This window comes from Proteus sp. fly-1067, from assembly GCF_040139345.1.
Lineage (GTDB): Bacteria > Pseudomonadota > Gammaproteobacteria > Enterobacterales > Enterobacteriaceae > Proteus > Proteus vulgaris_B.
In genome coordinates this window covers 229,730-255,735 of sequence record NZ_JBEEUL010000004.1, presented here as the reverse complement: position 1 = coordinate 255,735, position 26,006 = coordinate 229,730, and the positions used below count along the sequence as shown (strand labels likewise).

General features: G+C 36.2%; 26 protein-coding genes. 15 read left to right on the top strand and 11 right to left on the bottom strand.

From position 1 onward, the window contains the following. The first annotated feature begins 3 nt into the window (after positions 1-3). The gene (locus ABN217_RS08640; protein WP_196553588.1) at positions 4-660 is read left to right on the top strand and encodes a hypothetical protein; all 657 of its coding nucleotides are present in this window, start codon (positions 4-6) and stop codon (positions 658-660) included. A 78-nt stretch (positions 661-738) separates the two neighbouring features. Here the strand turns inward: ABN217_RS08640 and ABN217_RS08635 are convergent, their stop codons facing one another. Both ABN217_RS08635 and gss read right to left on the bottom strand, forming a co-directional pair. Next, on the bottom strand, positions 739-1,092 hold the full coding sequence (locus ABN217_RS08635; protein ID WP_115350421.1) for a hypothetical protein: 354 nt from the start codon (positions 1,090-1,092) through the stop codon (positions 739-741). A 90-nt stretch (positions 1,093-1,182) separates the two neighbouring features. After that, complete coding sequence (gene gss / locus ABN217_RS08630) at positions 1,183-3,060, bottom strand: bifunctional glutathionylspermidine amidase/synthase (RefSeq protein ID WP_197269512.1); 1,878 nt, start codon at positions 3,058-3,060, stop codon at positions 1,183-1,185. A gap of 599 nt (positions 3,061-3,659) precedes the next feature. On the opposite strand from gss, the gene ABN217_RS08625 reads away from it, so the two are divergent. From ABN217_RS08625 to efeB, 6 genes are all read left to right on the top strand, one after another. Further along, positions 3,660-3,947 (top strand): helix-turn-helix domain-containing protein, encoded by a 288-nt coding sequence (locus ABN217_RS08625; RefSeq protein WP_036932801.1) that lies wholly within the window; start codon positions 3,660-3,662, stop codon positions 3,945-3,947. 301 nt (positions 3,948-4,248) lie between these two features. Further along, positions 4,249-4,806, top strand: a complete 558-nt coding sequence (locus ABN217_RS08620) for an iron transporter (protein WP_349459308.1) — start codon at positions 4,249-4,251, stop codon at positions 4,804-4,806. A gap of 70 nt (positions 4,807-4,876) precedes the next feature. Next, positions 4,877-5,224, top strand: a complete 348-nt coding sequence (locus tag ABN217_RS08615; RefSeq protein WP_072070975.1) for a cupredoxin domain-containing protein — start codon at positions 4,877-4,879, stop codon at positions 5,222-5,224. A gap of 2 nt (positions 5,225-5,226) precedes the next feature. After that, positions 5,227-6,063, top strand: a complete 837-nt coding sequence (locus ABN217_RS08610; protein ID WP_196553586.1) for an FTR1 family protein — start codon at positions 5,227-5,229, stop codon at positions 6,061-6,063. Continuing rightward, complete coding sequence (locus ABN217_RS08605; protein ID WP_340895263.1) at positions 6,053-6,976, top strand: EfeM/EfeO family lipoprotein; 924 nt, start codon at positions 6,053-6,055, stop codon at positions 6,974-6,976. The genes ABN217_RS08610 and ABN217_RS08605 overlap by 11 nt, the downstream gene beginning before the upstream one ends. Continuing rightward, the gene (efeB, locus tag ABN217_RS08600; protein ID WP_340895262.1) at positions 6,966-8,231 is read left to right on the top strand and encodes an iron uptake transporter deferrochelatase/peroxidase subunit; all 1,266 of its coding nucleotides are present in this window, start codon (positions 6,966-6,968) and stop codon (positions 8,229-8,231) included. The genes ABN217_RS08605 and efeB overlap by 11 nt, the downstream gene beginning before the upstream one ends. Before the next feature lie 66 nt (positions 8,232-8,297). Here efeB and ABN217_RS08595 read toward each other — a convergent pair whose 3' ends face one another. Then, entirely contained in the window at positions 8,298-8,987 is a 690-nt protein-coding gene (locus tag ABN217_RS08595; protein WP_196553583.1) for an IclR family transcriptional regulator, read from the bottom strand. Positions 8,988-9,218: 231 nt separating this feature from the next. Between ABN217_RS08595 and ABN217_RS08590 the strand changes: the two genes are divergently transcribed. From ABN217_RS08590 to htpX, 5 genes are all read left to right on the top strand, one after another. Beyond that, on the top strand, positions 9,219-11,555 hold the full coding sequence (locus ABN217_RS08590; protein WP_349459307.1) for a molybdopterin-containing oxidoreductase family protein: 2,337 nt from the start codon (positions 9,219-9,221) through the stop codon (positions 11,553-11,555). 2 nt (positions 11,556-11,557) lie between these two features. Beyond that, positions 11,558-12,109 (top strand): 4Fe-4S dicluster domain-containing protein, encoded by a 552-nt coding sequence (locus ABN217_RS08585; RefSeq protein ID WP_196553581.1) that lies wholly within the window; start codon positions 11,558-11,560, stop codon positions 12,107-12,109. Between the two features lie 2 nt (positions 12,110-12,111). Further along, positions 12,112-12,930 (top strand): dimethyl sulfoxide reductase anchor subunit family protein, encoded by an 819-nt coding sequence (locus ABN217_RS08580; protein WP_196553580.1) that lies wholly within the window; start codon positions 12,112-12,114, stop codon positions 12,928-12,930. A 290-nt stretch (positions 12,931-13,220) separates the two neighbouring features. After that, positions 13,221-13,781 (top strand): LemA family protein, encoded by a 561-nt coding sequence (locus ABN217_RS08575; protein WP_072070983.1) that lies wholly within the window; start codon positions 13,221-13,223, stop codon positions 13,779-13,781. A 77-nt stretch (positions 13,782-13,858) separates the two neighbouring features. Then, complete coding sequence (gene htpX, locus ABN217_RS08570) at positions 13,859-14,824, top strand: zinc metalloprotease HtpX (RefSeq protein WP_196553579.1); 966 nt, start codon at positions 13,859-13,861, stop codon at positions 14,822-14,824. Between the two features lie 100 nt (positions 14,825-14,924). On the opposite strand, the gene ABN217_RS08565 is transcribed toward htpX, so the two are convergent. From ABN217_RS08565 to ABN217_RS08550, 4 genes are all read right to left on the bottom strand, one after another. Continuing rightward, a complete protein-coding gene (locus ABN217_RS08565) occupies positions 14,925-15,107 on the bottom strand; it encodes a DUF2526 family protein (RefSeq protein ID WP_109407946.1) in 183 nt (60 codons plus the stop codon). A gap of 87 nt (positions 15,108-15,194) precedes the next feature. Beyond that, entirely contained in the window at positions 15,195-16,427 is a 1,233-nt protein-coding gene (locus tag ABN217_RS08560) for an MFS transporter (protein WP_072070986.1), read from the bottom strand. 186 nt (positions 16,428-16,613) lie between these two features. Then, positions 16,614-17,384: an ABC transporter permease gene (locus ABN217_RS08555; RefSeq protein WP_072070987.1), complete on the bottom strand. Its 771-nt coding sequence runs from the start codon at positions 17,382-17,384 to the stop codon at positions 16,614-16,616. After that, complete coding sequence (locus ABN217_RS08550) at positions 17,381-18,316, bottom strand: ABC transporter ATP-binding protein (protein ID WP_196553578.1); 936 nt, start codon at positions 18,314-18,316, stop codon at positions 17,381-17,383. The genes ABN217_RS08555 and ABN217_RS08550 overlap by 4 nt, the downstream gene beginning before the upstream one ends. Positions 18,317-19,165: 849 nt before the next feature. Here ABN217_RS08550 and can point away from each other — a divergent pair. Further along, on the top strand, positions 19,166-19,819 hold the full coding sequence (can, locus tag ABN217_RS08545; RefSeq protein ID WP_072070989.1) for a carbonate dehydratase: 654 nt from the start codon (positions 19,166-19,168) through the stop codon (positions 19,817-19,819). Positions 19,820-19,887: 68 nt separating this feature from the next. Here the strand turns inward: can and hpt are convergent, their stop codons facing one another. Both hpt and cueO read right to left on the bottom strand, forming a co-directional pair. Continuing rightward, positions 19,888-20,430, bottom strand: a complete 543-nt coding sequence (gene hpt, locus ABN217_RS08540; protein ID WP_072070990.1) for a hypoxanthine phosphoribosyltransferase — start codon at positions 20,428-20,430, stop codon at positions 19,888-19,890. 159 nt (positions 20,431-20,589) lie between these two features. Next, positions 20,590-22,170: a multicopper oxidase CueO gene (gene cueO, locus ABN217_RS08535; protein ID WP_349459306.1), complete on the bottom strand. Its 1,581-nt coding sequence runs from the start codon at positions 22,168-22,170 to the stop codon at positions 20,590-20,592. A gap of 213 nt (positions 22,171-22,383) precedes the next feature. Here cueO and ABN217_RS08530 point away from each other — a divergent pair, with 213 nt between their 5' ends. Next, the gene (locus tag ABN217_RS08530; protein ID WP_502935122.1) at positions 22,384-22,734 is read left to right on the top strand and encodes a YacC family pilotin-like protein; all 351 of its coding nucleotides are present in this window, start codon (positions 22,384-22,386) and stop codon (positions 22,732-22,734) included. Between the two features lie 127 nt (positions 22,735-22,861). On the opposite strand, the gene ABN217_RS08525 is transcribed toward ABN217_RS08530, so the two are convergent. Next, the gene (locus tag ABN217_RS08525; protein ID WP_349459305.1) at positions 22,862-23,914 is read right to left on the bottom strand and encodes an AbrB family transcriptional regulator; all 1,053 of its coding nucleotides are present in this window, start codon (positions 23,912-23,914) and stop codon (positions 22,862-22,864) included. A gap of 113 nt (positions 23,915-24,027) precedes the next feature. On the opposite strand from ABN217_RS08525, the gene ABN217_RS08520 reads away from it, so the two are divergent. Then, positions 24,028-24,438, top strand: a complete 411-nt coding sequence (locus ABN217_RS08520; protein ID WP_196553575.1) for a GNAT family N-acetyltransferase — start codon at positions 24,028-24,030, stop codon at positions 24,436-24,438. Here the strand turns inward: ABN217_RS08520 and ABN217_RS08515 are convergent. Continuing rightward, entirely contained in the window at positions 24,433-25,995 is a 1,563-nt protein-coding gene (locus ABN217_RS08515; protein WP_349459304.1) for a hypothetical protein, read from the bottom strand. The genes ABN217_RS08520 and ABN217_RS08515 overlap by 6 nt on opposite strands. Positions 25,996-26,006 lie beyond the last annotated feature (11 nt).

Here is a 26,006-nt window from a genome sequence, read left to right as displayed (position 1 = left end):
CCTATGAAAGAGATGACATTTTCAACACAACAGATAGTCGCTATTGCAGAATATGCTGGTTTATCCATCAGAAATAAAGAACAACTCACTGAGAATAAACGTTATATCTTAGTTGACTTAATGGATCTGAAAACAGGTGAAGGGCTTTATTATGGTGCTGCGGTACTAGATTTTAGTGACGTTTATCGCAAAGCACGTATTTTAGAATTTGGTGACGAGGGCTATCAACGAGCTCAAGCTCGAGAAAAACAAATTCAAGACTATAAAAATAATCGAAAAGCCCAAGAGCCAGATACCTACCAGCCACCGATCCATCGTTATAGTCACTACACAGATTTTCAAATAAACCTAACAGCTATCTATCGCCGTTATGGTTATGAAATCGAATTTGATACAGAAACCGAAAAAGTTTGGAGCTCTTTAGATCCCGATGGCGCACTATTTGATTTACTCAAAAATGCCGATGATACACTTTCCTTATTAGAAGATTGTGAAATGTCATGCTCTTATCATCAAGAAAACAAAGTGTGGTCTGTCATTTCAATAGAAAATGATACTGTTGAACATAAATCTTTAAACCGTGCCGTGGCTGAATGTTTTTTATTAATGACAGATCATTATGCTGATGATTGGCCTAACATTGAAAACATTCTTTATTAAAACAAAAAATTACGAGTAAAATCATTAATTATCAAATAATTATAGTTAATGATTTGATCTTTATTGCTAAAGAAACACCTAACTCAAACACCGAAAAGCATCATATTCACGATAATAGTTAATTTCTTCAATAACCCACTGTAAGGTTTTTTTTTCGGCTTGTTGAACTTGATAAAATAATGCCAAATCACAAATCACCATCCAGCCTCGTAAATTTTTATCTTCAACCGCTTTTGGCATTTCCAGATCTTCGTCATCAAGATAAACCTCGTCATCAGGTAATGCTTGGAGATAATCCCAAGGAATATAATAAAAAATCGCCTGATTAGGATCACGATTCCAAGTTGCAATTTCCGTATAAATCCACTCATTAGATTCAAGTGTTGAAAGCGATGCTAATAACTCACTAAGTGTTTCAAATTTTTGTATCATTCTATTTCTCACTAAGCATTCTGGTTATTTTTAAAATAAACCCGCCAATTAGGCGGGTCTATTATTTCTTAATTCTAAACGTCTATGATCTTATTTAGTTAAAAAGTGTTTATCTTCAACCACGATCAACGGTTCTATATCACTCTCTTTTTTAATAACTAGTGTAGGATCAGAACGTAAACAACAACCCCCGTAATGTCCACCGACTGTAAAGGTGCAAACTTGAATATAACGGTTTGCGACTTTCGGTAAACACCATAATTCCTGATAAATATTTTCTTGGTGATCAAATTGACCTTGGGTTTCATCTAACACATTTTCTTTATGATCAACTAAGCCAATGTTACTACCACAACGACCCGCTATTGGTTTAACTGCATAACCACTTTGTGCAAGATGAGGAGTCACTTTAAAATCCGTATCTAGCAAATAAGGATTGTCAGGGAACAGTTGCCATAAAATCGGTAAAATGGCTTTATTACTTGGGATAAGTGTCCAAAGTGGCTCAAAAACGGTAATTTCAGGACGTAAAAGTACATCGACCAAACGGACTTCGCCTTCAGGATGCCCTGTACGAATAGGGATCAGTGCTTGTTGCTCACTCTCTTCTCTTAGTTGATCTAATGCCGTTTCCCAAGCCCATGTTTTCCAGACGCACTCAACAACACGTTTGTCTGCATCAATCAATTGGCCGCGACTATTCCAATGAAGCTCATCTAATCCACGTAGAATTTTACTGTTATAACCTGCTTGGGTCAGTGATTGTTGCATAAAGAGAGCATGATAATCTTCTTCACTATCATCATCTTGAAGAATATGTACAAAAGGTTTTGCATCACAATGTTTCCAAGCATCAGCTAATGCATCAAGTAATCGTTCGCCGGGGTTAAATCCCTCTTTAATTCCACCTTTCTGTGCCCATTTTTCGATGATTAAGCCAGCTTCTGTATGGCAAGAGGCTGAATCTGCATTATATTCATAAACTTTGACGCCACGTTCATCCATACAAAAATCTAATCGTCCCGTGATCATTTGATGACGTCTGTTTTGCCATGACAAACGAATGCGAGGCCATAACACTTCAGGGATATCGAATAAACGCAGTAACTTATCATCTTTCAACACTTTTTCAGTTGCATGCAAATACATCAAATGCATTTCATTACTTGCGCGAATAAGCTCCTGCTCTGCACTTTCTGAAATGGTGAAATATTCGTAACTATCTTGATTGATAATATGACCATGTTGCGCATAGATATAAGCTTTCTCTAATGGCGAGCTCTCATCTAGCCATTTCCCATCGAATTGACCTTTATTTTCAAGTTTTTCGGCATGAATATTTAATAGTTCAGGTGTGATTTTAGGCTCAGGAAGACTATAAGCATTAGGTTCAGTTTGGATCATCCAACCTAAAAGCGTTGTGTTCTCAAAAGTATCTTGAATAAAGTAGCCGTCATCACTAACGCGAAGCGGTAATTCTCGTGTCCATTGCTGGCCTGCTGGTAATCTAGTGTGGATAACATTTTGTTCTGCAATACGGATTTTATCTTCGAGCACTTCAGTGATCACTGCAACATGACCGGTCACTTTAAACTCACCACCTTCTTGCCAAATCAGTAAAGCACCAACAGCTGGTGCCTGCTTACCGCCATTAGCAAACGCTTGGAGAGGCAATATATCGTCATCAATGGTTTTACGTAAAAAACGCAATGAAAAAATCTCATAAGCCATTCCCACATCAGTAAATACAGCGCCGTAATGCAGATAAAGGAAACGACGAGCAAATTCAACACACTGCCACTTGTGCCCCATATATTCATTACCAATATAACTACGGAATGAATCATTAGCAGCATAGTCTTCTTTATCGATACTACTGTAATCTGAAGAGTAAATCGCGACACCACCAGGCGCATAACCTAGCAATGTTCCAAATGGTTCATGACGAATGATATCTTTTACATTCATAATCTCGACCTTGACGATAAATAGATAATTACCTGTAATACTTATAATCTACCTAAGTATTATAGATAACAATATTAACGCCATGGACTATTCGAAGTGAATGTAATTTTATTAATTTCGATAAAGTAAAAAGAGGTATGTCGCTTTAAAGCTATTTAAGAAGAAAAATTGGGCCAAATAAAAAAAAACTCAAAAATAACCCATCATAAAAAATATATAAAAGGTATTTTCGAGTATAAACACAGTCAAAGAGGGCTTTATCTTTTTTGTTATAGTTTCATTATTTACTCTTTATCAATCATAAATGCGAGCACAAATAATGGATAAAATGGCATTTTGACAATATATAGCACTGTTTATCAAATTTTTCTCGATTTTCCTGCTAGAAAAAAGAATGATATCAAAATAGTTTAATAAAAATTATTATCATCTTATAGCCTGACGGGTATAAATAATTCCGCCTATTAACCGATAACACTATAGAATGGATTTTACTCATTCAAGCCGGAGTGCTTGTTTACTTTGAAGATCCATCACAGAAACTTGATATTTGAATTATTGAATATTATTGGTGGTTGATAGGAAGAATGAGGTCACTAATGTCAAAGATTTATCCCATTTCTCAAATTATTGGGCATAAAATTCGTAAACAACGCCAGCAGCTTCGCTTATCAGCAAAGGTTGTCGCTGAACGAGTGGGTATTAGCCAACAACAATTTTCACGATATGAGAATGGGCTATGTAAAATTGATGTTGATATGCTCTTTCATATTGCTCAAGAGCTAAAAGTGACACCAGCGTTTTTTTTACCCCCTAATGAAGAGCAAGTTTCTGCTATCGCACTGACACAATCCAAACAATTTTGGAGTGCTCAAAGCCAAATTTAATATTCTTGGTATGGAAATCTTCTATTTTATCTTTTTATTAAGATAAATAAGGTTTCCATATATCACTCTTAATTTGATAATCATAATGAGTATAATTACTTTGAGTTATCAATTCTATTTATCTTTTATATTTAAACCAACAAATTTTTTTCTTTTATAAAATAAAATGTTAATACATTTTTCACTGTTTTTTTCGTAACTTAAGCGATATTTTTCGTATAGATTATCTCCTCTCTTTAATACAAATTGTGTTAACCTAATTAAGAATAATAACAATTATCATTTGAAATAAGGGTTAAACATGAAATATCGCTATGCACTCTCTCTTACTGCATTATCGTTTCTCTCAACCTCGGCTTTTGCTCTAGAGTACCCTGTAGGTCATCCTATTATTAAAAATGGTATGGAAATTCAGGGGGTTTACCTTCAACCTATCACTATGGATACCGAAGAAGGTCATCATGCAATGAGCCATCTCGCGGCTGATAAAGCCGATATCCATTTAGAAGCCGATATCCATGCTACAGAAGACAATCCTAATGGCTTTGCAGAAGGTGGCTGGATCCCTTACCTCACTATTGAATACACCGTGACAAAATCAGATGCGCCAGCGAAAAAACAGCAAGGCGTTTTTATGGCAATGGTGGCTAATGATGGTCCTCACTATGGCGAGAATCTGAAACTCGATGGTAATGGCCAATATAATGTTACTTATAAAATTTACCCACCTTCATACAATAAAGATATTACATTTGGTCGCCATATTGACAAAGAAACCGGTGTTGCACCTTGGTTTGAACCCTTTGAAGTTTCATGGGATTTCACCTATAGCGGCACAGGTCGTAAAGGTAGTTATTAATTAGCTTGATAACGGATAAGCTCAATAAAATTGAGTTTATCCTTTTTCTCTTTTTTTAAGTGAAACGCTGATGATGAAACATCTCTATAAATACACGTTATTACTGCTATTAATGATAACAAGCTCTGTTTTTGCTGCTGAGAAATTTACTGTTGAATTAGAAATGAAAGACGGCGAGCTTATTCCTCAAGTACTCGAAGTACCTGCCAAAACCCCCATTAGAATAAAAATCCGTAATACAGGCACCAGCCCTGTTGAATTTGAAAGTACACAGTTACGTAAAGAAAAAGTATTAGCTCCTGGCGCAAATTCTGTCGTTGTGATAGCACCACTAAAACCCGGTCGTTACACCTTCTTTGATGATTTTCACCTTTCTCACCCTCAAGGTGAAATTGTTGCAACTGAAAAGGCAGAGTAAATATGGGACAAGTTCTGTTTGTTGTCTGGCGAGAAAGTTTTGAAGCGCTACTGGTAATTGGCATTATTTATGCTTGGATAAAGCGCTCTCCAGCGCCAAAACAAGGTATGAAATACTTGTGGAGTGGCGTTATATTTGGACTATTTCTTGCTGTTATCTTGGCTCTGAGCATTTATGGTGTATTTAGTTCACTGGAAGATATGTGGCAATCTCTATTTATGATCGCAATGGAGATCCTCGCCTGTGTGCTTATTGTTCAAATGGTTTATTGGATGAATGGGCAAGGAAAGTCACTAAAAACCAACATAGAAAATGAACTCACACAAAAAACACAGCAACAAAGTGCATGGGGTATTTTACTGATTATTGCCATTGCAATTGCCAGAGAAGGCAGTGAAGTTGTTGTCTTCCTCTCTAGCCATATTATGGCTCTCAATGCACAAACAGCACTGCCTTTCTTTATTGAAGTCTTTATTGGCTTACTTGTCGCAGCATTCACTCTATGGCTATTTTTACTGACGTCAAAAGTTATTTCATGGCGTTATTTCTTTACTGTAACGGGATTTTTACTGCTATTCCTTGCCGTTTCTTTGCTCTTAAAAGCCGTAGAAGAAATTGCAAATCTACTCATTGAAATGGATTTTGAATTACCTGATTTCTTGATATATCCGCTTTGGGATATTAGCCATATTCTGGATGACTCGAGTGTCTTTGGTAATTTCTTAGTATCATTCTTCGCTTATCGCTCTCAACCCATTGGTTTAAGCGTGGTGACGTTTATTGTCTACTGGGTGATTGTTGCACTGTTATTTAAGCGAGGTACTCAGCATGCGAAATAACACAAAATTTAAAAGAAGAAATATTACTGTTTTTTTCTTTATTTTGCTGTTTTCTCTACCTATTTACGCTGAAAAAATCATTCAAGGAATTATTCAAGATAGCGAAAATATCATCGTTGCAAAAGGAGATATTCCTACTCCTGAAAAATTTAAAACTGATATTTTAATGTACCGAGAAAAGGCTGTTGAGCAATTAACTCAAGTTGAAAAAGCACTCAATAAATTAATAGTAAATAGCGAAAAAAATCAGCTTATTAATGCTCAAAATGCCTATCAACAAGCGCATTATCACTATGAAGTTATTCGCCCTATTATTGCGCTTTTTGGATCAAGCGAACGTTTATTAAATAATCGAGCTGATTTCTTTATTGAAAGAGAAAACTCATCGCGTTTTTCAGGATTTCATTTAATTGAATATCAACTCTTTAAATTAAAAGATACGCAAAAAGCTACAGAGTCCGCAAAAGCGCTATTAAGAGGCATTAGTGATCTAAAAAAACGTTTAGCCATTGAAGATATCCCAATCCCCAAATTAGTCCAATCGGCGGGGGATAGCTTGGAGTTTATTTTAACGGACAAATTAGCAGGGATTGAAAACCAATACTCAAATAGCGATCTAGGTGATAGTTATGCAAATTTATCCGGATCACGCTTAATAGTGGAGAGCTTATCCGAACATATTCCCCCTACTGAATATCAATCTCTGATCAAGCAATATAATGATATTGGTGCTCTGCTTTTAAAATACCAGCGTGATGAAGGTTTATTCCAGCCTTTAAATGCGCTTTCTGAAACAGAAAAAAGCTGGCTTTTCTCTCAAGTAACACAATTAGCAGAGCAAGTGGCGAATTTACGTAGCACGCTCGATATTGATGTTTACTATCACTATAAAGAAGCAAGTGATGAAAAATAAAACTCTCTTTAAACCGTTATTAAAAAGTCCAGTTAACCTCGATAAACGTACAACGTTAAAATGGTTAGGTGGAAGCTTATTACTCGCCAGTATAGGGGCTAATGCACAACAAAAACAAAGTGCTTCATCTGTGCCCCGTTATCAACGTACGATTGCTTATTTAGGTAAACACCAAGCAGGCGTTATTACTCCAGAACAAAAACACGCCTCATTTATTGCTCTTAATCTAACAGTCACTACTGTTGATGAAGTAAAAAAAATATTCGCAACTCTGACACAACGAATTGCTTTTTTAACGCAACCTCGTGAGCTAGAGCAGAGAGCAAATCCACATCTTCCTCCTGCTGAGTCTGGTATTCTGGGCACTCAATTACACCCAGATGAATTAACCATTACTGTCGCGTTAGGTGATAGCTTTTTTGATAATCGTTTTGGTTTTCAGCCTAAAAAACCCAAACGCTTAGAGCCCATGAAGCCCTTTCCTAATGATCGATTAGATCCAAAATGGTGTGGTGGCGATGTTCTACTCCAGTTTTGTGCTAATAGCCAAGAAAGTGTCATTTATGCGTTAAGAGATATTTTAAAATATCTTTCTGGTCAAGTTTATGCGGTGTGGAAAATTGATGGTTTTCTTCCTGCTCGCGATATTGATAATCATCAAACGCCGATTAACCTTTTTGGTTTTAAAGATGGCTCAGGGAACGCGCCTTCATCTGATAATAACCTGATGGACTCGCTAGTCTGGATCACAGAAGAACAAAAAGAGCCACAATGGTGTTTAGGCGGAAGCTATCAAGCAGTGCGTCTTATTCGGTTTGCATTGGAATTTTGGGATAGAACACCGCTTGAAGATCAAGAGAATAACTTTGGCCGTCATCGATCAACGGGTGCGCCAATTGGAATGAAGCAGGAAATGGACGATCCACAGTTTGAAAAAGATCCTCATGGTGACCGAGTGCTGTTTGACTCTCATATGCGAAGAGCAGAGCCAAGAAATCCAGAACGTTATAGCGCCAAACTACGCCGACGTAGTTACAGCTATTCATTAGGTTTAACGCCTTCAGGTCAATTAGATATGGGACTGATTTTTATCTCATTTCAAAATAACCTTAAAAAAGGCTTTATTGATACCCAAAAACGCTTAGATGGTGAACCATTAGAGCGCTATATCAAACCTTTTGGTGGCGGATACTACTTTGTATTACCCGGCATCCCACACCAAGGTGATACCCTTGCAAAAGGGCTATTTGATTAATTCTTCTCTGCATATTAGGCACTTGGCTTTTCCTGCCAAGATGCCTAAATTCAATACTCCACTCAATTAACGTGAAAAGCGCGTCATCTTAGCTTTAAGTGTATTACCCAATTCAGTTTGTCTTTCAGACTCAATAAAGCCCATCGTTAATACTGCTGCCACCATTTCTCCTTTTTTATTAAAAACAGGGCATGAAATGGATTGTGCACCAGGAATACCTTCAGCCGGTTCATGACGAATAGCAAAACCTTGTTGGCGAATAGTATTTTTCTGTTTTTCTGATAAACCCGCATCTATCTCTAAATTACTAAAAACAGCAAAAATAGAGCCCGCAGCACTAATTTTATAAGGCACAGGTGTATCGGGTAAAAAATCAATATCAACATGTTTAAAACTGCGATTATATCGCGTTAAAAAAAGCTGATTGCCTTGCGCAATAACTAATCCTGTAGACATATTATGTTCATCTCTAAACTCACATAATAGCTGATTAATTTCATCCACCATGGATTGTGGCTTAGGTGTTGCCTGCGCTAAAAGAAGAATTTTACTCCCCAAGCAATACTGACTTCCGCCGCTTTCTTGGTACAACATTTCAGAGCGACAAAGTGACACTAAATATTTATGTAAGCGACTTTTTGAAAGCGAACAGGCTTTTGCAATATCTGACGATCGGGCAATACCGCCATTCGATGCAATAAATTCGAGAATGGTAATAGCAATATCAACCGAGTTAACTCCTTGAGAATTCTGCATTTATTTCTTTCACACCTATTCGTTGTTTATTTCGTTTTATGACGACATCCCATTATTCTTTTTTTGTCATTTTTACTAGTTTATTTCACTAAAACCTTATTTTAAATGTGGCCTTTTAACTATTTTCTGTCGATTATTTTCTTTGTCTATTTTTAGATGATCTACCTCAATGTTAACTATATATGAATTGAGTTTATATATAGTTAACTTTTCTTGTGCGTGAGAATGTCTATGTCTAAAAATCAAAAGTGGGAATTAAATAGAAGAACGCTGTTAAAAGGAATGGGCGCCATTGGCGTGGCAGCTCTTTCTCCTAATGCGTTCAGTCTAGTTAATGAAAATAAACCCATATTTAACCAGAAACCACGGATAAAATTATCCGAATATAAAACCTTTCGTTCAACCTGTGCGATGGAATGTTTGCACTGTAACCTAACAGCTTTTACACATAAGGGGCAACTTATCAAAGTTGAAGCCACTGAAGGCTTTAATGTGAAATGTTGTTTACGGGGTATGAGCCGAACCAAATGGGTATACCATAAAGATCGTTTAACCACACCTTTATTGCGTGTGGGTGAAAAAGGAAAAGCAGAATTCAAACCCATTAGTTGGGATGAAGCACTTGATCTCATTGAAAAAAACATCAGAGAAACCATTGATAAGTTTGGTAATGAGGGACTGTTTATCTCTACTCATGCCGGCAATATGGACTCGATTAAAAATGATATGGGTAAGGCCTTTTTCGATTACTTAGGTGGCTCCACAAAACAAGCGGGATCACTTTGTTGCTCTGCCGTAACAGCGGCAATGATCCCAATGGTGGGTCTACGCTACGCAGATACTCGAGATACGGTAAAAGATAGTCGCTATATCCTTTGTTGGGGTAATAACCCCGCAGTGACGATGCAGGCCTATTTCAAAAATTACAACCAAGCTCGTCGAAATGGCGCCAGAATGGTGGTTATTGATCCTCGCTTTAATGAAACAGCCGCTAAAGCAGATGAGTGGATCCCTATCGTTCCTGGTACTGATACGGCACTTGCGTTAGGTATGATCAAAATTATCATTGAAGAAAATCTCACTGATAAACCTTTTTTACGTGCACACACAGGTGCCGTCTACCTTGTTGACTCACAGCAAAAACTATTACGTCAATCTGATGATGATCAAGATAGTTATCTAGTTTTTGATACTTTAAGTCAGCAACTTGTTCACCATGAGACACCGAATATTATTCCTGCGTTAACTCATAATGAACTACCTACTAATGCTGATTATGTGACTGTCTTTGAGCAAATTTACCAACAAGCACAACCTTGGACTGTCGAAAAAACCAGTCAAGAAACGGATATCCCGAAAGAAACTATTATTCGTTTAGCTCGTGATTATGCCACCACCAAACCCGCTATGATTGTGCAAAATATGTCCGGCGCTCAACGTACCGAATTTGGTGCTTATGTTGCAGCTAGCCAATTTTATCTTGCATTATTAACCGGCAATACCGGTAAAAAAGGTGCTGGAATTTGTGATGCCGGTGGTGCTCGCCAAATGGCAAAATTTAGTCCAATTATTCCACCAGCACCTAACGCAAAACCAATAAAACCCATTCCTGTTGCGAAAGTGGGTGATTGGATTGTCAATGAAAAACCACACCCAATTAATTTTTGGTGGATCATGACCATGGGGGTGATGACACAACTTCCTAACACTAATATGGTACGTAATGCACTGAAAAAAGTACCTTTTGTGGTTGTTGCTGATAACTTGATGTCATCCACTGCACTTTATGCCGATCTTGTACTCCCTGTTACGACTATTTTTGAAGATACCAGTTTAATGGCAGGTGTTCGTAGTCAATATGTACAATTAATGGAAAAAGCGGTTGAGCCACCAGGAGATGCAAAACCTGATTATTGGATCTTTGCTCGTCTTGCCGAACGTTTTGGCTTTGGTGACGTTTTCAACCAACCTATTGAACACTATATTGATGCTTGCCTTAAAGGCTCCGGCATTACACGTGAAATGTTAGAAAAAGGCCCAGTGCGCCCAGTTGAAGGCGACTGGATCCCTTTTAAAGATGGCATTTTCCGTACTTCAACGAAAAAAGCACACTTCTTTATTGAAGAGTGGCAGGATAAAAACTTCTCTCCGATTGTCACCTATTATCCCGTAAAAGAATCGACAAAAGGCTCACCTGAACTTGCTAAAAAATACCCACTAATGGCGGTGCAACGCAAGCTCGCTCGTAGTGTTCACTCTAGCCATGGTATGAATGAGTGGATCTTAGAAGTACAGCGTAATCAACCTAATATTCTTATCCATCCTAATGATGCTTTAGCCAGAGGAATTAAAGATGGTGAATGGGCTATTGCATTTAATGATCGAGGAGAGCACCGTGCGATTGCCGTTGTGACCACGCATATTAAGCAAGGCGTTATTTCATTAGATAATGGATGGTGGGAACAACAAGGCGGAAGTAGTAGCCATGTTACCAATGACCACGTTGAACCTTTAGGTAACGGCCATTGCTGTAATAGCACCTTAGTTAACGTAAGACGGGAGGCTTGATCATGGCGAAGAAACAGTATGGTTTTCTAATAAATACCAAAGATTGCTATGGTTGCCGAACTTGCTCGATGGCCTGTAAATCTGAAAATGTCACGCCTCCAGGTGTGTTGTGGCGTCGAGTTCGCGAATTCAATGAAGATCAACCCAATGCACAAGCTTTTATTACCATGTCTTGTAACCATTGTGACGATCCACAGTGCCTAAAAGTTTGCCCTGCTGACACTTATACCAAACGTGAAGACGGTATTGTCGTGCAAGATCATGAAAAATGTATCGGTTGCCAAATGTGCATCATGGCGTGCCCTTATAACGCTCCGGTTTATGATCCAGTAGAAGGAAAAACCAGTAAATGCAATATGTGTGCGGATAGACTTGATGAAGGCTTAAAACCCCGTTGTGTTGAATCTTGTCCTACTGGGGCTATTGAGTTTGGTGAAATTGAAGATCTGCGTAAAAAACACACGACAAATTGGGCTTTATTAGAAAAACGCTATGGTGTACCTGATCACACCATCAGTAATCCTAATATTGTCATTATTGGTATGGAGGATTAATCATGCATGATTATCAACTGCCGTTAGTCCTGTTTACGGTTATGAGTCAATGGGGTATTGGTGCGGTATTAGCACTTTCACTGTATCAATGGCAAAACCAAACTCAAAACGTTGCAATGCTAAACACCAAAGCATTACGAACAACCATTGCACTCATTTGGCTGATTGAAGTTGTGGGTTCATCAATGTCGATGGGACACTTAGGTGATCCGCTCGGTGCTTATCGTTCAGTATTAGGTATTGCACATTCTTGGTTAAGTCGCGAAGCAATTGCCTTTGTGATGCTAAATGGCTTAATTTCATTATGGGCGCTAGCCAGTTGGGTACAACCTCATGCTATTCGCCGTAATAGTCTATTTGGGTTGTTTTGTGGCGTTATTGGTTTACCTGTTATTTTGATCACAGCACAAATCTACTACCAAATGCAGGCTCATCCTCTTTGGCATACACCAGCAACACAAATTAGCTTTATTGGCACAGCGTTATTGCTTGGTTTTGGCTCAATGATCCCTTGGTTGCGTTTACAAGGTAAAACCATTAGTAACTCATTAAAAATAGGAACCTTAGTTGGTGCATTCCTAGTTCTCATAGGCTTGGTTATGAGAACACAAGTACCCGGTGCAGATGTTGCAAGCTTATTATTATGGTGGCAAGTCATTGCTAGTCTAATTATTGGTATCTGCATTATTACTTTGTCTCACAGCACGTCATTTAACAAAGCTTCGCTCTCTATCATCACTATTTTGATGTTATTTAGTGGTGAAATCACGGGAAGAATGCTGTTTTATGGCAACGTAATGGCACAAGCACCTTGGTTCTAAATGTTTTACCTCTGAGTTAAATAGTTTCGTTAACACGATTATTTAACTCAGATTCATCCCCTATGTTTCACTTGATATTTTTATTTGCCCTAGCATTACCTTTAATTTTTACCTCGAATTTATTCGGGGTATTTTTTTATCTCAATCAATATCATTAATTTTACTTTATTCATGTTCTTTTTGTTTTTGATGAAATAATCATCTAGCTATCTTTATCAATAATAGGCAAAATTAACATTAAAGATTTAACACAATTTCCTGTTTACGATTAGAAAAGAGAGCACTTCACCATGACTGGATTAATTATTACTATCGCGTTATTGGGTCTTATTTTTTATTATTACAACCGTATTATTTCTATGCGTGAAGCTGTTATCTCAAGTGAAACCGAAATTTCAGTACAATTAGATCGTCGTGGTAAAGTCTTTGATAGCTTATTAGCTACAGTAAAAAAATATCTCAGCCATGAATCTGACGTATTTACTAAAATCACTGAATTAAGAACACAAACTCAAAGTGCCAATGGCAAAGAAGCCAAAGCAGCTGAAGACGAATTATCAAAAATTGTTTCAAGTGGTGCCATTAATGTTGCGGTTGAAAATTACCCTGAATTAAAATCCGATACCATTATGGCAAATTTACAAGAAGAGATTGTTTCAACGGAAAATAAACTCTCTTTTGCAAAACGCGGCTATAACCGTACTTTAGAACAATATCGCGCTTTTATTGCTTCTATTCCTGCTGTGTTTATTGTCAAGATTTTCCCAAGCTTAGTTATTGATAAAGAGTACTGGCGTCTTGATGAAGGAACTATTAAAACAGAAGAAGCTCGCCGCATTAATTTCGATTAATTTTTAAAGTGATAAAAAGATACTTATGCCTTCTTGATTGATAAAACAGCACTTAGCGGTGCTGTTTGGAGTCACCAATGGATTTCAGAAATGTTCTACGAAAAAATGCTATTCGAACTCGTTTTGTTATAGCAACTTATTTACTATTAATGCTAATGATCGGTTTGCTGGTGGATACAGCTATTGGAGCAAATCCTTATCTAGATCTCACTGATAATATGTTGGCATTTCTGACTTTCCAATCTATTCCCATTGCTTCACTCATTATTTTAGCTATCTCGATTTTATTGCTTCTTTTTATTCATTTTAAAGGGCACAAAATCATGCTGACAGGAATGAATGCTAAATTAATTAGCCCAGATGAAACAGTAAATGCACAAGAGCGCCAATTGCTCAATATTGTGGAAGAACTTAGTTTAAGTGCCACGCTAGGCTATATTCCTAAGCTCTATATTCTTGATACACCTGAAGCAAATGCTTTTGCAGCTGGTTGGTCTGAAAAAAATGCCTTTATTGGTGTAACCACTGGCTTATTAAGTCGCCTTAATCGCCAAGAAGTGCAAGCAGTATTAGCCCATGAAACAGGGCATATTATTCATGGCGACTCACGACTAACATTATATGTTGGCATCTTAGCCAACGTTATTTTGACGGTTACGAATATCTTTGGTAGCCGTTTATATATTGCATCAGGCAACCGGGGTGGAAAAAGTAATGATGCAGCAAGCAAGGCTCGCCTTATTTTGATTGTATTAAACCTTGTTTTACCGATTATTACCCAAGTCCTTTATTTTTATTTATCTCGTACTCGTGAATATATGGCTGATGCCGCCGCTGTCGATTTAACGCAAGATAATCAAGCAATGATTAATGCGCTAAAGAAAATTTCGGCACAACATGACACTGAAAGTTTTGAAGATGGTTCAACGGGACGTGCTTATCGCAAAGCAGCCTTTATTTTTAATAAAGGAGACTCATTTTTCTCAACACATCCGTCCATTGAAAATAGAATTGCGGTACTTGAAGGTAAAAAGACTTTTTGATCCGTATGATACGGTGTAATAAAAAGAAAAAAGCGTTTACACCTATTTATTAAAACGGTTAAAACGCTTTTTAAATACTTATTTCTTAGTCATAATTCGATTAGCGATGTTTTTCGCCGTGATGAAAAATAGCTGTGCGTAAACGCTCTTGTTGCTCATAACGTAGTGGGAATTCAATCGTTTTATCTTTACCTAATTCCACTAAAAGTTCATTCATGGTTTCAATACTGGTTGTCGCAATAGCATCATCAACCTGTTTAACCACTTCATCATAATGAGACATCTTTTATCCCCTTTCTTCATAAAATTCTTAATCGCTATCATATTACAAGTAAGGAGATTTCTGTATTTTTAGTCACATAAAGTGTGATTAAATTGAGTTAAGCGGTTTATTCTTTGTCTCTTTACCCAATAACATCACTGCCAATATCCCAATAACAATTGAAAAACTGAAAATAAGAAATATGGAGCTTATTTCAAATTGATATTGGACTAAATATCCCACCATTAAAGGCCCTAATATTCCACCAATACGCCCTATTGCTGTTGCTGTTCCTGCACCTGTTGCTCGTATTCCATCAGGATATTGCTCTGGCGTATAAGCATATAAAGCCCCCCAAGCCCCTAAATTAAAGAATGACAGTAACATGCCAAAAATAAGTAGCGTTGTCGTGGTATCAGCCACACTAAAATAATAGGCACTAATAGCAGTTCCTGCTAAATAAGTGACTAACACAAATTTTCGCCCATAACGTTCAATTAACCACGCAGCGGTAAAATAACCGGGTAATTGTGCTAATGTCATAATAAGCACATATTGAAAGCTTTTTATTAAACTAAAGCCTTTTAACATAGCCACACTTGGTAGCCATAAAAAAATACCATAATAAGAGAAAACGACACAGAACCATAAGATCCACAACATTAGCGTTGAACGTCGATACTGAGGTGACCAAATTAATGCCATTGATTGACGGATCGATAAGCGTGTTTTTTTCTGTGAGATATGAGATGGGGTTGGTTCAGGTAATTTTGATCGTAAATAAAGAGCATATACAGCCGGTAATGCACTTAATAACATCGCCATACGCCAGCCATAATCAGGAATAATAAAATAAGCAATCAAAGCCGCAATTAACCAACCGACAGCCCAAAAACTCTCTAATAAAACAACAATTCGACCTCGCTCATGAGTTTCAACACTTTCACTGACAAGTGTTGAAGCAACAGGTAATTCCCCACCCAATCCCATTCCAATAAAGAAACGTAAAACAAGCACCACCATCAAAGAGCTTGCTAATGCAGTTAATCCACAACCTAAGCTAAACAGCAACAAAGTAAAGATAAAAACGGGTTTACGTCCTTTTCTATCTGCAATAATGCCAAATACAAAAGCACCGACAGCCATTCCAATTGAGTTTACGCTACCAATCCAGCCTAATTGTGATGCAGTTAATCCCCAATCTTCTTTTAATGCAGTGAGCAAAAAAGCAAGTAGCCCTACATCCATTGCATCAAAAGTCCAGCCCATACCAGCGATACATAAAAGCTTATTACGAGAGATTGCCTCAGGTGCTTTGCCTGTTTGGCTTGCCGTTGTCATTACATTTCCTTTCTATCCCCTACCAAAGTGTTTAGTATACTAAACAAGAAAAATCATTTTGTTAATAGCAAAGCGTCAATTTAAAGAAAAATTAACATTTATGCTGAAAAAACAGTTAAAAAAAATCGGTATCTCTAATTAAGATACCGATTTCAAACATTATAACTATTATTTTCGTTTTATTGATTAGCTTCTTAAACCTCTGCCTTTTTCAATCAAGTACCATGCTATAACATAAAACACGGCAATGAAAAGACACAACACACTGATGGTAACCGTTAAAGAAACATCGGTAATACCCAAAAAGCCATAACGAAAACCACTAATCATATACACAATAGGGTTTAATTTTGACACACCTTGCCAAAATTCAGGTAAGAGTGAAAGTGAATAAAATACACCACCTAAATAGGTTAATGGCGTTAAAACAAACGTTGGAATAATGCTGATATCATCAAAGGTTTTCGCAAAGATTGCATTTAACAACCCGGCAAGTGAAAACACAATGGAAGTCATCAACAATGTCACCACGACCATTGTCCAAGAATGCATTTCTAAAGGTACAAAAAATAGCGAAACTAGAGTCACTAAGATACCGACACAAACACCACGAGCCACACCACCACCCACAAAGCCCGCAATAACAACATGCGTTGGCACTGGTGAAACTAATAACTCTTCGATACTACGCTGAAACTTGGCACCAAAAAATGAAGAGGAAACATTGGCATAAGAGTTTGTTATTACTGCCATCATAATCAGGCCAGGAACAATAAACTGCATATAATCAACACCACCCATATCGCCAATTCGTTTACCAATTAGGTTACCGAAAATAACGAAATAGAGAGACATAGTTATTACAGGTGGAATTAACGTTTGTATCCAAATACGGCCAAAACGGGTAACTTCTTTAATCCAAATTGTTTTGAGGGCTACCCAATACAGCTGAATCATTCCCTCTCTCCTTCTACTGTATGCTCTTCATTAACTAAATGAACAAATAATTCTTCAAGGCGATTGGCTTTATTTCTCATACTTAACACTTGAATACCTTGTGTATTAAGTTGAGCAAAAACACTATTTAAACCTTGTTCTCTTTTAACATCGACTTCTAATGTTGAAGTATCCATTAAACGATATTGATAATTTTGTAATTCAGGCAATGGACTTTTTGGTGCTAAATCTAAAATAAAGGTTTCAGACTCTAGTTTACTTAATAAGCCTTTCATACTGGTGTTTTCGACCAGTTCACCACGTTGAATAATACCAATATTCCTACACAACATTTCTGCTTCTTCTAAATAGTGTGTCGTTAAAATAATGGTGGTTCCTTCAGCGTTTAATTGTTTTAAAAACATCCACATTGAGCGACGTAATTCAATATCAACACCTGCTGTTGGTTCATCAAGGATCAGTAATTTTGGCTGATGCATTAATGCACGAGCAATCATTAAACGGCGCTTCATTCCCCCAGATAAAAAACGGGCTCTATCATCACGTTTTTCCCATAAATCTAACTGAGTTAAATAGGTTTCAGCACGTTCTAATGCTAACTTACGAGGAACACCATAATAACCGGCTTGATTGAGGACGATTTGTAATACGGTTTCAAATGGGTTGAAATTGAACTCTTGTGGCACTAACCCTAGCTGGCGCTTTGCATTAACCATATCGGTATCTGTGTCATAGCCAAAGACTTTAACTTTGCCACTACTCTTATTAACTAAAGAGCTGATAATACCAATGGTGGTCGATTTTCCTGCGCCATTAGGACCTAATAAAGCATAAAAATCTCCCGCTTCCACGGTGAGATTAATTCCTTTTAGCGCTTTTACGCCATTGTGATAAGTTTTCGTTAACTCCGTTAACTCCAATGCATACGTCATAAGTGGGAATTACCTTTTATCAACTGCATTATTCAGCATTGACTGAGCTGAAATCAGAAAATAGCTATTCAACTAAGCCTTACTAACGCTACGTATTGCTCACACGCTTCGAATTAGAAAATAAGCTTAGTTCAATATGATCAAAATGGAATAAGGATATTCTAGAGAAAATAAGGCCGTAAATAAACCGTTTTAGGGTTTATGACACAAACGAATAAATAAATTTATTTTAACTATTACAGATAATAAGAATAAAACTTAATGTAAGAAAAAATCAGAGATGAAGATGCTATATACTGTTACTTCTTGCTTATATTCCTAATGTATTAATCAATTCATCCCTTGATGTAATCATTTAGCCTCGCTGATAGCAATAAAATTATTGCCCTTGTTCCTCAATCTTACTGATTGATATTATCTCGCCATTTATTATCTCAATCAATGCTGACTATCGATTTTTATCATCCCTGTATTTATCCATATCAAAAAGCAAAAAAACATAAACATAAGATTTATTTATAATATGTTTTAATAAACCTATTTTTGGATAGTATAATAGTAGTCTTAACAATCAGTTATCTTTTTACACATTTGATTTACATCAAAGAATGTATTGATAAATTCATTAAACAAATGCTATAAAAAGATCTATCTTATTTGAAAGCGAAAAAATACAGACAATTATCTGTCACTTGGCTTTAAAAAAGCCTTCTGATTAATTCAAAAGTAATGGTATAAAAATACCCTTTCTTAGTGGATCTCTCGCATCCAACAATAACACAGTGCTATTTCGTGTTGGCGTACTGTCAGCGCAAATGGTGAGAAACCGAATTTACAGGCAGTCACGTCATGATGAGAAAAATTGAAGAGCTGTTAGCCAATAACAAGCAATGGTCAGAATCTGTTACTGAAGAAAATCCTCAGTTTTTTAAAGATCTCTGTAAAGGCCAAAAACCCCATTTTTTATGGATTGGTTGCTCTGACAGCCGCGTTCCAGCAGAAAAATTGATCAATGCTGCACCCGGCGACCTATTTGTTCACCGTAATGTCGCAAACTTAGTGATCCACACCGACTTAAACTGTCTTTCTGTTATTCAGTATGCTGTTGATGTATTGCAAGTTGAACATATTATTGTATGTGGCCACTATGGTTGTGGTGGTATTGAAGCGGCTATTGAAGGAACTGAATTAGGACTTATTAATAACTGGTTATTGCATATCCGCGATATTTGGTACAAACACAGTTCAATGTTAGGCGAACTTGCTCCTCATGATAGATTAAACCTACTTTGTGAGCTAAACGTTATTGAACAAGTATATAACCTAGGCCACTCAACGATTATGCAAGCCGCATGGAAACGTGGGCAAAAAGTGATGATCCACGGTTGGGTTTACGGTTTAAATAATGGTGAATTACACGATCTCGATGTCACCTCAGATAGCCGTGAGAAACTTGAACTTTCTTATCGCCAAGCGATGGCAAAATTGAGTCACCCTCGTTAATAAGCACATTCAATTCAATAAAAAACCCGCCTAAAGCGGGTTTTTTTACTTCTATTTAAGTAAATAAATTACTCATCTAATAACGTTACATGCCCAATATAAGGCAGATGGCGATAACGCTGTGCGTAATCAATGCCGTAACCAATAACAAATTTATCTTCAATAGAATAACCTATCCACTCAACCGGTACATCCACTTCACGGCGTGATGGCTTATCCAATAAAGTACAGATAGAAATAGAAGCTGGCTCACGTAAGCTTAAAATCTCTTTAACACGATTTAAGGTATTACCTGAGTCAATGATATCTTCAACAATCAGAACATCTTTACCACGAATATCTTCATCGAGATCTTTAATGATTTTAACGTCACGTGTTGACGTCATACCATTACCGTAACTTGATACAGTCATAAAATCGACTTCATGGTTCACGTTAATTTCACGGCATAAATCTGCCATAAAAATAAAAGAACCTTTTAACAAGCCGATTAAGACAAGATCATGTTGATCTTGGCGTGGGCGGTAATGTTCTGTGATTTCACGACCTAGCTCAGCAATACGCTGTTTGATCTCTTCTTCAGAGATCATGACATCAACAATATGTTTCATGATTAATTTCGATTGGGTTAACGGGGAAAGCAAACGATTGTACCAGAACTTCCCTCATCATGCGATGATCTGATTTAATGAAAATAAAGGCACAAAATATTAATCCTGTGCCTTTTTTCAACTTATCTTACTGATATTAATGATTTTTATAGTGATAGATTATTTACTAACGGTAAATCCCGCCATCATACCTGTATCTTCGTGCTCTAATAAATGGCAATGCGCCATAAATGGGTGCTCTTTTGTTGCTAAATGGTCAAATTTCACAAGAATTTCGCTAAATTGTCCTTCAACTTTTACTATATCCTTCCAACCTTGGCGATGTTTCTCTGGTGCTCGACCGTTTTCAGATAAAATACGGAACTGTGTACCATGTACATGGAATGGATGTAGCATCATATCACCACGACCTGATACAACCCATTTTTCATAAACACCTTGCTTCACATCAAATGCAGGCTCTGTCATTGAGAATGGAATACCATTGATACTATTAGCATTATAGATATCTAAATCACCATTTCCATGACCGCAATTCATCCCACCGCCCATCATACCATTACCGTTACCTTGGCGCATATGGCTCATTCCATGATGAATACCCGCTAATGCTTTATCACCATAACGTTCTGTTAATAACATCATACCTTGCATATCTAAACGCATATCCATACGTAAATGTAATGTCCGCGTTGAAATATTGCTGAGTGCTGGTAATGCTGGCATAAGCGCTAATTGATCAGGTAATAAGCCTTGCCCTTTTTCTGCTGATGGTAATAAACGCAACACAGGGAGTACATTATCAAATGGCGCTAAAACCATCCCCATTTGGCGTACAGGTAAAGTAACAATATCAAAATCACGCCCATCAGACGTATCCACTAAAACTTCAAAACGCTCACCCATTAAAATCGGTAATTCCGTCACTTTGACCGGTTCCGCTAACAATCCACCATCACTGGCGATCACATACATCGGTCTGCCATCACTGGTTGCCAAATTTAAGCTACGCGTATTACAACCATTTAAGAAACGTAATCTGATCCAGCCTTTTGGCACAATATGTTGTGGCTGAATAGCGCCGTTAGTTAACATCATGTCGCCAAACCAACCAATTGCGGCACTCATTACATCAAGTTGATAATCTATCTGCCCATTACTGTCTAAACGTTTGTCTTGTAAAATCACGGGCAAGTCATCAATACCCCAACGATTAGGTAATTTACGGTTTGCTGTTTCATCATCTTCAATAATGACCAATCCACCTAATCCCATAGCAACTTGTTGTCCAGTAACACCATGAGTATGAGGATGGAACCAACACGTTGACTCGGCTTGATTAGGTGTAAAAGTCACTGTACGAGATTTTCCTGGTTCAATCATGGCTTGTGGGCCACCATCTTCTTCACCACTAATCTCAAGACCATGCCAATGAACCGTTGTCGTTTCAGGCAATTGGTTATTGATATTAATAGTGACTGGTTGGCCACGTTTAAGCTTTAGTGCAGGGCCTAATAAACTGCCGTTATAACCCCATGTGGTTGTGCTTGCCGTGGGAATAAATTGAGAAACACCTTGTTGAATATTAAGAACAATCTTTTGTTGAGCGTCTGGGATAATTTGAGGTGGAATCGCCAATGAAGGCGTGTTACTTTGGGCAAACGCAAAACGACTCCAGCTTGGTAATAATGTTACAGCACTTAATGTGGCGCCTAATTTTAAAAATTCACGACGTTGCATAATATATTCCTTTGAATAAAAACAAGTTGTTCTGTCTTTATCGAAATAAGATAAGTAAAGAAGCCTTGTAAACTATTACCGATGCTAAAGTTTCCCCTTACTGGAAGGTCAATTTAAAACCCAACAAAATAGCGGGTCTTTGCAAAACTTTTAACTACATTAAGCCAAATAACAAAACTTGCTAAATCATCACACAAAGGAACAACACATCTAATGAAAAAAATGTTCGCCTTGTTCTGCACGCTAACGCTTTCTTTTTCTATGCTCTTTTCTCCGGGGGCAAAAGCGTTAACCTACACGCAAGCAGAAGACTTGGCAGATTTAACTGCAATCTACCTTTTTTTAAATAAAGATTGTGGTTATGAGCAAATATCAAAGTCTAAAATTGAAAGAGCCTTAATGGTCTTTTCTCGCTCGCAACAATGGGATGTCAGTAATTATTCAACATTACCGATGAGCCAATTAAATGAAGACAGTTACAATGATTTAAAAGGTATTGAAGTGTCACATAATAAGAAATGTCAGCTACTCGCGAATAAGTCATTAAGTCTATTAAATTATTAATACCTGTTGAGTAACATTGAGATAAATAGAAAAAGATAGCCTCTTGGAATAGCTTGCTTATTAACAAGAACCATATAAAGCAACTAATTAGAGGTTATCAAAGAAACTGACTTTCTTTTCCTGCTCTTTATTCCTTTTTGTGCTGATTATTTTTCTTCTGCCTATACTCATTCCAATACAGAGCCACAGAAGGAATACTTTGAATAATCAACATTCTAAAAATATGATTCGACATCACAAAAGCGGCATCCACGTTCATTGTGATAGCGGCAAAAGTCATGGCTTCCATACTTCCCGGTGCCCATGCTAATACTAATGTTTCCCAAGGAACACCCGTTAAATAAGCGGCTCCATATGCTACTATTACTGTTAAAATCACATTAATAATAACTACTTGAACAGAAGAAAAAGCATTTTTAATTAGTGAGGAAAATGGGAAAACAACAAAATGAGCCCCGATATTCATGCCAATTAAAACCATACTCAATTCATTAAGTAACATTGGAAAGGCAATAGGTTCACTGATAAAAGATTGAATAAATATTGCACTACCTAATGAAGTCAACATAAAGGGTGCAGGGAATCGGATTTTCTGTAATAAAAGCCCAGTACCTAACCCTAAAGCTACAATCAATAATAACCACAACAATGAAACTATTGTCATTTCGGGTATGGCAAACTCAGGCATATTCGCTTTATCAGATCCCACAATAAAACCTGCCAGAATAATCAATACCATTAAACGAATAGTATGAGAAATAACAATTTTTTGGGGTGGTGTTTTAGTATGATCAGTCAATGCCAAAATAGCAGCCATAGCACCAGGCACAGCACCTAACATTGACTCTTCTTTCGTCCAACCAATATGGCGATGGAACCAAAAATAACTCACAAAAAACTGAATAGCTAAACAAACAACAAGAGTGAGTAAAAGAATAATTAAATTATCAGCACTGCCTAAATGAACTTGGTTAAACATTAAGCCAACCGATGTACCTAAAGTCAGTTGAATAAACGTTAATGTATGTTTAGGAACCGCAAGCTCCCATTTAAAGCGATAAGCAATAATGACAACAAGGATCGGCCCAAACATCAGCGCCATGGGCAAACCAGAAAGGGTAAGAACACCACCTATTAATGCACAAAATAGAATACCTGGTAGAGTTTTTAAAAACGACATGTTGTGTTACTCAGTTTTTTTAATTATTGTTTCCATCCTAGCATTTGTATAAATATTTAATAACCAAATAGTGATAAAGTAATTATTATTTTTTTTAATACATAGAGCCCATTATGTCGCTAAAAATAACCACAAATCCCTCATCAAATGAGATCAATGAAATTTATGAAGGTTTGTTAACACATAACCTCAACTATATTCATATGGATCAATACACGCCACTTGCTGTTTTTAAGGAAGAGAATGGTAAAAAAATAGGTGGGATCACTGGTGATATTTTAGGAAATTGGCTACGTATTCGTTATTTGTGGGTAGATAAAGCCTATCGTAAAAAAAACATAGGTACAGAATTACTGCAAACAATGGAAAACACGGCAAAAGAAAAAGGTGCCAAATATGCTGAAGTTGATACCTTTAGCTTTCAAGCCCTGCCTTTTTATCAAAAGCAGGGATTTGAAATATTTGGTACGTTAGAAAATTATCCGGTTAGTGATAAAAAATATTATTTAAGGAAAGACTTATAGTTTTTTGTTATTTTTATTTTCTTCACTTATTTCATTAGTATTTCCCTCCTTATCAAAAAACAATCGATAATTATCTTTTGAATATTTTACCTTCTCATCTAAATTCAAAGTAGTTTCTCCTTCAGTAGAACTTTTATCTATATCGAGAATAATTGAGTCTAATTTATTTATTATTTTATTGAATTTTTCATTTGACTTTAACTCTGAATTAAGACTGTCTATTTTCCCCATTAAAATATCCAATTCTAATTTTTCCTCATGAACATGATTTATATTAAAACCTTCATAATCCCATTGAAAATCCAAACTATCATCTTCATCTATTTCACTTTTATTATCTATTTTACTTTCTGATATTAGTTTATAATTATCAATATCTGAATTATCATCCTTATCTATCTCATTTACATTTTCTGCTTTACTTTCTAATATTGGTTTATAATCTCCAACATCAAAATAATCAACATTAATATATTTATCACCCAAGTCTTTTTTAGGTGCTTTTTTAGGTATTTCTATTATTTCTTCCGTCTCAAAATCATTAAGTATGTCTGTATATTCTGGTATATCTGTATCTACTTGTGTATCTGTATCTACTTGTGTAGCTGTATCTACTTGTGTAGCTGTATCTACTTGTGTAGCTGTATCTACTTGTGTAGCTGTATCTACAGTCATATTTCTTTTTATCGCATTATGGTTATCACTAATATATTTTCCTATCCATTCTTGCATTAAATCATTAAAGGAACATTCACTACCCATTTTTTTATCAAGAACTATCATCATAATAGTAGATAATTTACTTTCTATTTTATTTTTTATATTATTATCAAATTTATTAATAACTTGAACCTCTTCGATAGCAATAAGTAAAATATTCATTGATTTTATAAAATTATCTCTTTCTTTTTCTGTTGAAAAATTATATATAAAATCATATTTTTTATTTAAATGAATGTTTTCAAAATCAAACTTAGAATTTATTAATTTAAATATATTCTTTATACTATCATTATTTATAGCATTAATTCTATTTTTAATAATTTCATTTAAACATTCTACAATTAACTTATTGTCAGAGCCTTCTTTTCCTATATCATCTTGTGCTGAAAAAAAATCTTTAGCTCTTTTTACTTCAGTCAAATAATCACAGTAACTATAGAAATCAAATTTATCATTTGCATGAGAAATTATGTTACTTATAGTGTTTAAATTTTTATTTCTTATTTCATTTTCCTTATCTGGTAAATTCTTTATTTCACACTCTTTTTTATTTATTTCATTATCTATTCTATTAAAAATGTGACTATGTTTACTTATATCTACAATACTAGATTGTTTATTGTTTTTTATATCTCTTATAATAAAATAAATCTCTAGTTTATGGAATAAAGAAGCCAATGACTGAATAATTTTCTTACCAAAAGAAGGTATGACAGGCGTATTTTTTATTTCACTTATTTTTTTTGTGAAAACATAACTTTCCTTTTTTGGAAAGTAATGCGGTTTATTTAAAAATAATAATTTTGGTTCAAATAAATTTGTTTTAACAATCATAGGTTATCCAT

What these genes read in the sequence shown, in the direction of transcription:
- ABN217_RS08640 (WP_196553588.1), top strand. Translation starts at nt 4, where the DNA reads ATGAAAGAGATGACATTTTCAACACAACAGATAGTCGCTATTGCAGAA.
- ABN217_RS08635 (WP_115350421.1), bottom strand. Translation starts at nt 1,092, where the DNA reads ATGATACAAAAATTTGAAACACTTAGTGAGTTATTAGCATCGCTTTCA.
- gss (WP_197269512.1), bottom strand. Translation starts at nt 3,060, where the DNA reads ATGAATGTAAAAGATATCATTCGTCATGAACCATTTGGAACATTGCTA.
- ABN217_RS08625 (WP_036932801.1), top strand. Translation starts at nt 3,660, where the DNA reads ATGTCAAAGATTTATCCCATTTCTCAAATTATTGGGCATAAAATTCGT.
- ABN217_RS08620 (WP_349459308.1), top strand. Translation starts at nt 4,249, where the DNA reads ATGAAATATCGCTATGCACTCTCTCTTACTGCATTATCGTTTCTCTCA.
- ABN217_RS08615 (WP_072070975.1), top strand. Translation starts at nt 4,877, where the DNA reads ATGATGAAACATCTCTATAAATACACGTTATTACTGCTATTAATGATA.
- ABN217_RS08610 (WP_196553586.1), top strand. Translation starts at nt 5,227, where the DNA reads ATGGGACAAGTTCTGTTTGTTGTCTGGCGAGAAAGTTTTGAAGCGCTA.
- ABN217_RS08605 (WP_340895263.1), top strand. Translation starts at nt 6,053, where the DNA reads ATGCGAAATAACACAAAATTTAAAAGAAGAAATATTACTGTTTTTTTC.
- efeB (WP_340895262.1), top strand. Translation starts at nt 6,966, where the DNA reads ATGAAAAATAAAACTCTCTTTAAACCGTTATTAAAAAGTCCAGTTAAC.
- ABN217_RS08595 (WP_196553583.1), bottom strand. Translation starts at nt 8,987, where the DNA reads ATGCAGAATTCTCAAGGAGTTAACTCGGTTGATATTGCTATTACCATT.
- ABN217_RS08590 (WP_349459307.1), top strand. Translation starts at nt 9,219, where the DNA reads ATGTCTAAAAATCAAAAGTGGGAATTAAATAGAAGAACGCTGTTAAAA.
- ABN217_RS08585 (WP_196553581.1), top strand. Translation starts at nt 11,558, where the DNA reads ATGGCGAAGAAACAGTATGGTTTTCTAATAAATACCAAAGATTGCTAT.
- ABN217_RS08580 (WP_196553580.1), top strand. Translation starts at nt 12,112, where the DNA reads ATGCATGATTATCAACTGCCGTTAGTCCTGTTTACGGTTATGAGTCAA.
- ABN217_RS08575 (WP_072070983.1), top strand. Translation starts at nt 13,221, where the DNA reads ATGACTGGATTAATTATTACTATCGCGTTATTGGGTCTTATTTTTTAT.
- htpX (WP_196553579.1), top strand. Translation starts at nt 13,859, where the DNA reads ATGGATTTCAGAAATGTTCTACGAAAAAATGCTATTCGAACTCGTTTT.
- ABN217_RS08565 (WP_109407946.1), bottom strand. Translation starts at nt 15,107, where the DNA reads ATGTCTCATTATGATGAAGTGGTTAAACAGGTTGATGATGCTATTGCG.
- ABN217_RS08560 (WP_072070986.1), bottom strand. Translation starts at nt 16,427, where the DNA reads ATGACAACGGCAAGCCAAACAGGCAAAGCACCTGAGGCAATCTCTCGT.
- ABN217_RS08555 (WP_072070987.1), bottom strand. Translation starts at nt 17,384, where the DNA reads ATGATTCAGCTGTATTGGGTAGCCCTCAAAACAATTTGGATTAAAGAA.
- ABN217_RS08550 (WP_196553578.1), bottom strand. Translation starts at nt 18,316, where the DNA reads ATGACGTATGCATTGGAGTTAACGGAGTTAACGAAAACTTATCACAAT.
- can (WP_072070989.1), top strand. Translation starts at nt 19,166, where the DNA reads ATGATGAGAAAAATTGAAGAGCTGTTAGCCAATAACAAGCAATGGTCA.
- hpt (WP_072070990.1), bottom strand. Translation starts at nt 20,430, where the DNA reads ATGAAACATATTGTTGATGTCATGATCTCTGAAGAAGAGATCAAACAG.
- cueO (WP_349459306.1), bottom strand. Translation starts at nt 22,170, where the DNA reads ATGCAACGTCGTGAATTTTTAAAATTAGGCGCCACATTAAGTGCTGTA.
- ABN217_RS08530 (WP_502935122.1), top strand. Translation starts at nt 22,384, where the DNA reads ATGAAAAAAATGTTCGCCTTGTTCTGCACGCTAACGCTTTCTTTTTCT.
- ABN217_RS08525 (WP_349459305.1), bottom strand. Translation starts at nt 23,914, where the DNA reads ATGTCGTTTTTAAAAACTCTACCAGGTATTCTATTTTGTGCATTAATA.
- ABN217_RS08520 (WP_196553575.1), top strand. Translation starts at nt 24,028, where the DNA reads ATGTCGCTAAAAATAACCACAAATCCCTCATCAAATGAGATCAATGAA.
- ABN217_RS08515 (WP_349459304.1), bottom strand. Translation starts at nt 25,995, where the DNA reads ATGATTGTTAAAACAAATTTATTTGAACCAAAATTATTATTTTTAAAT.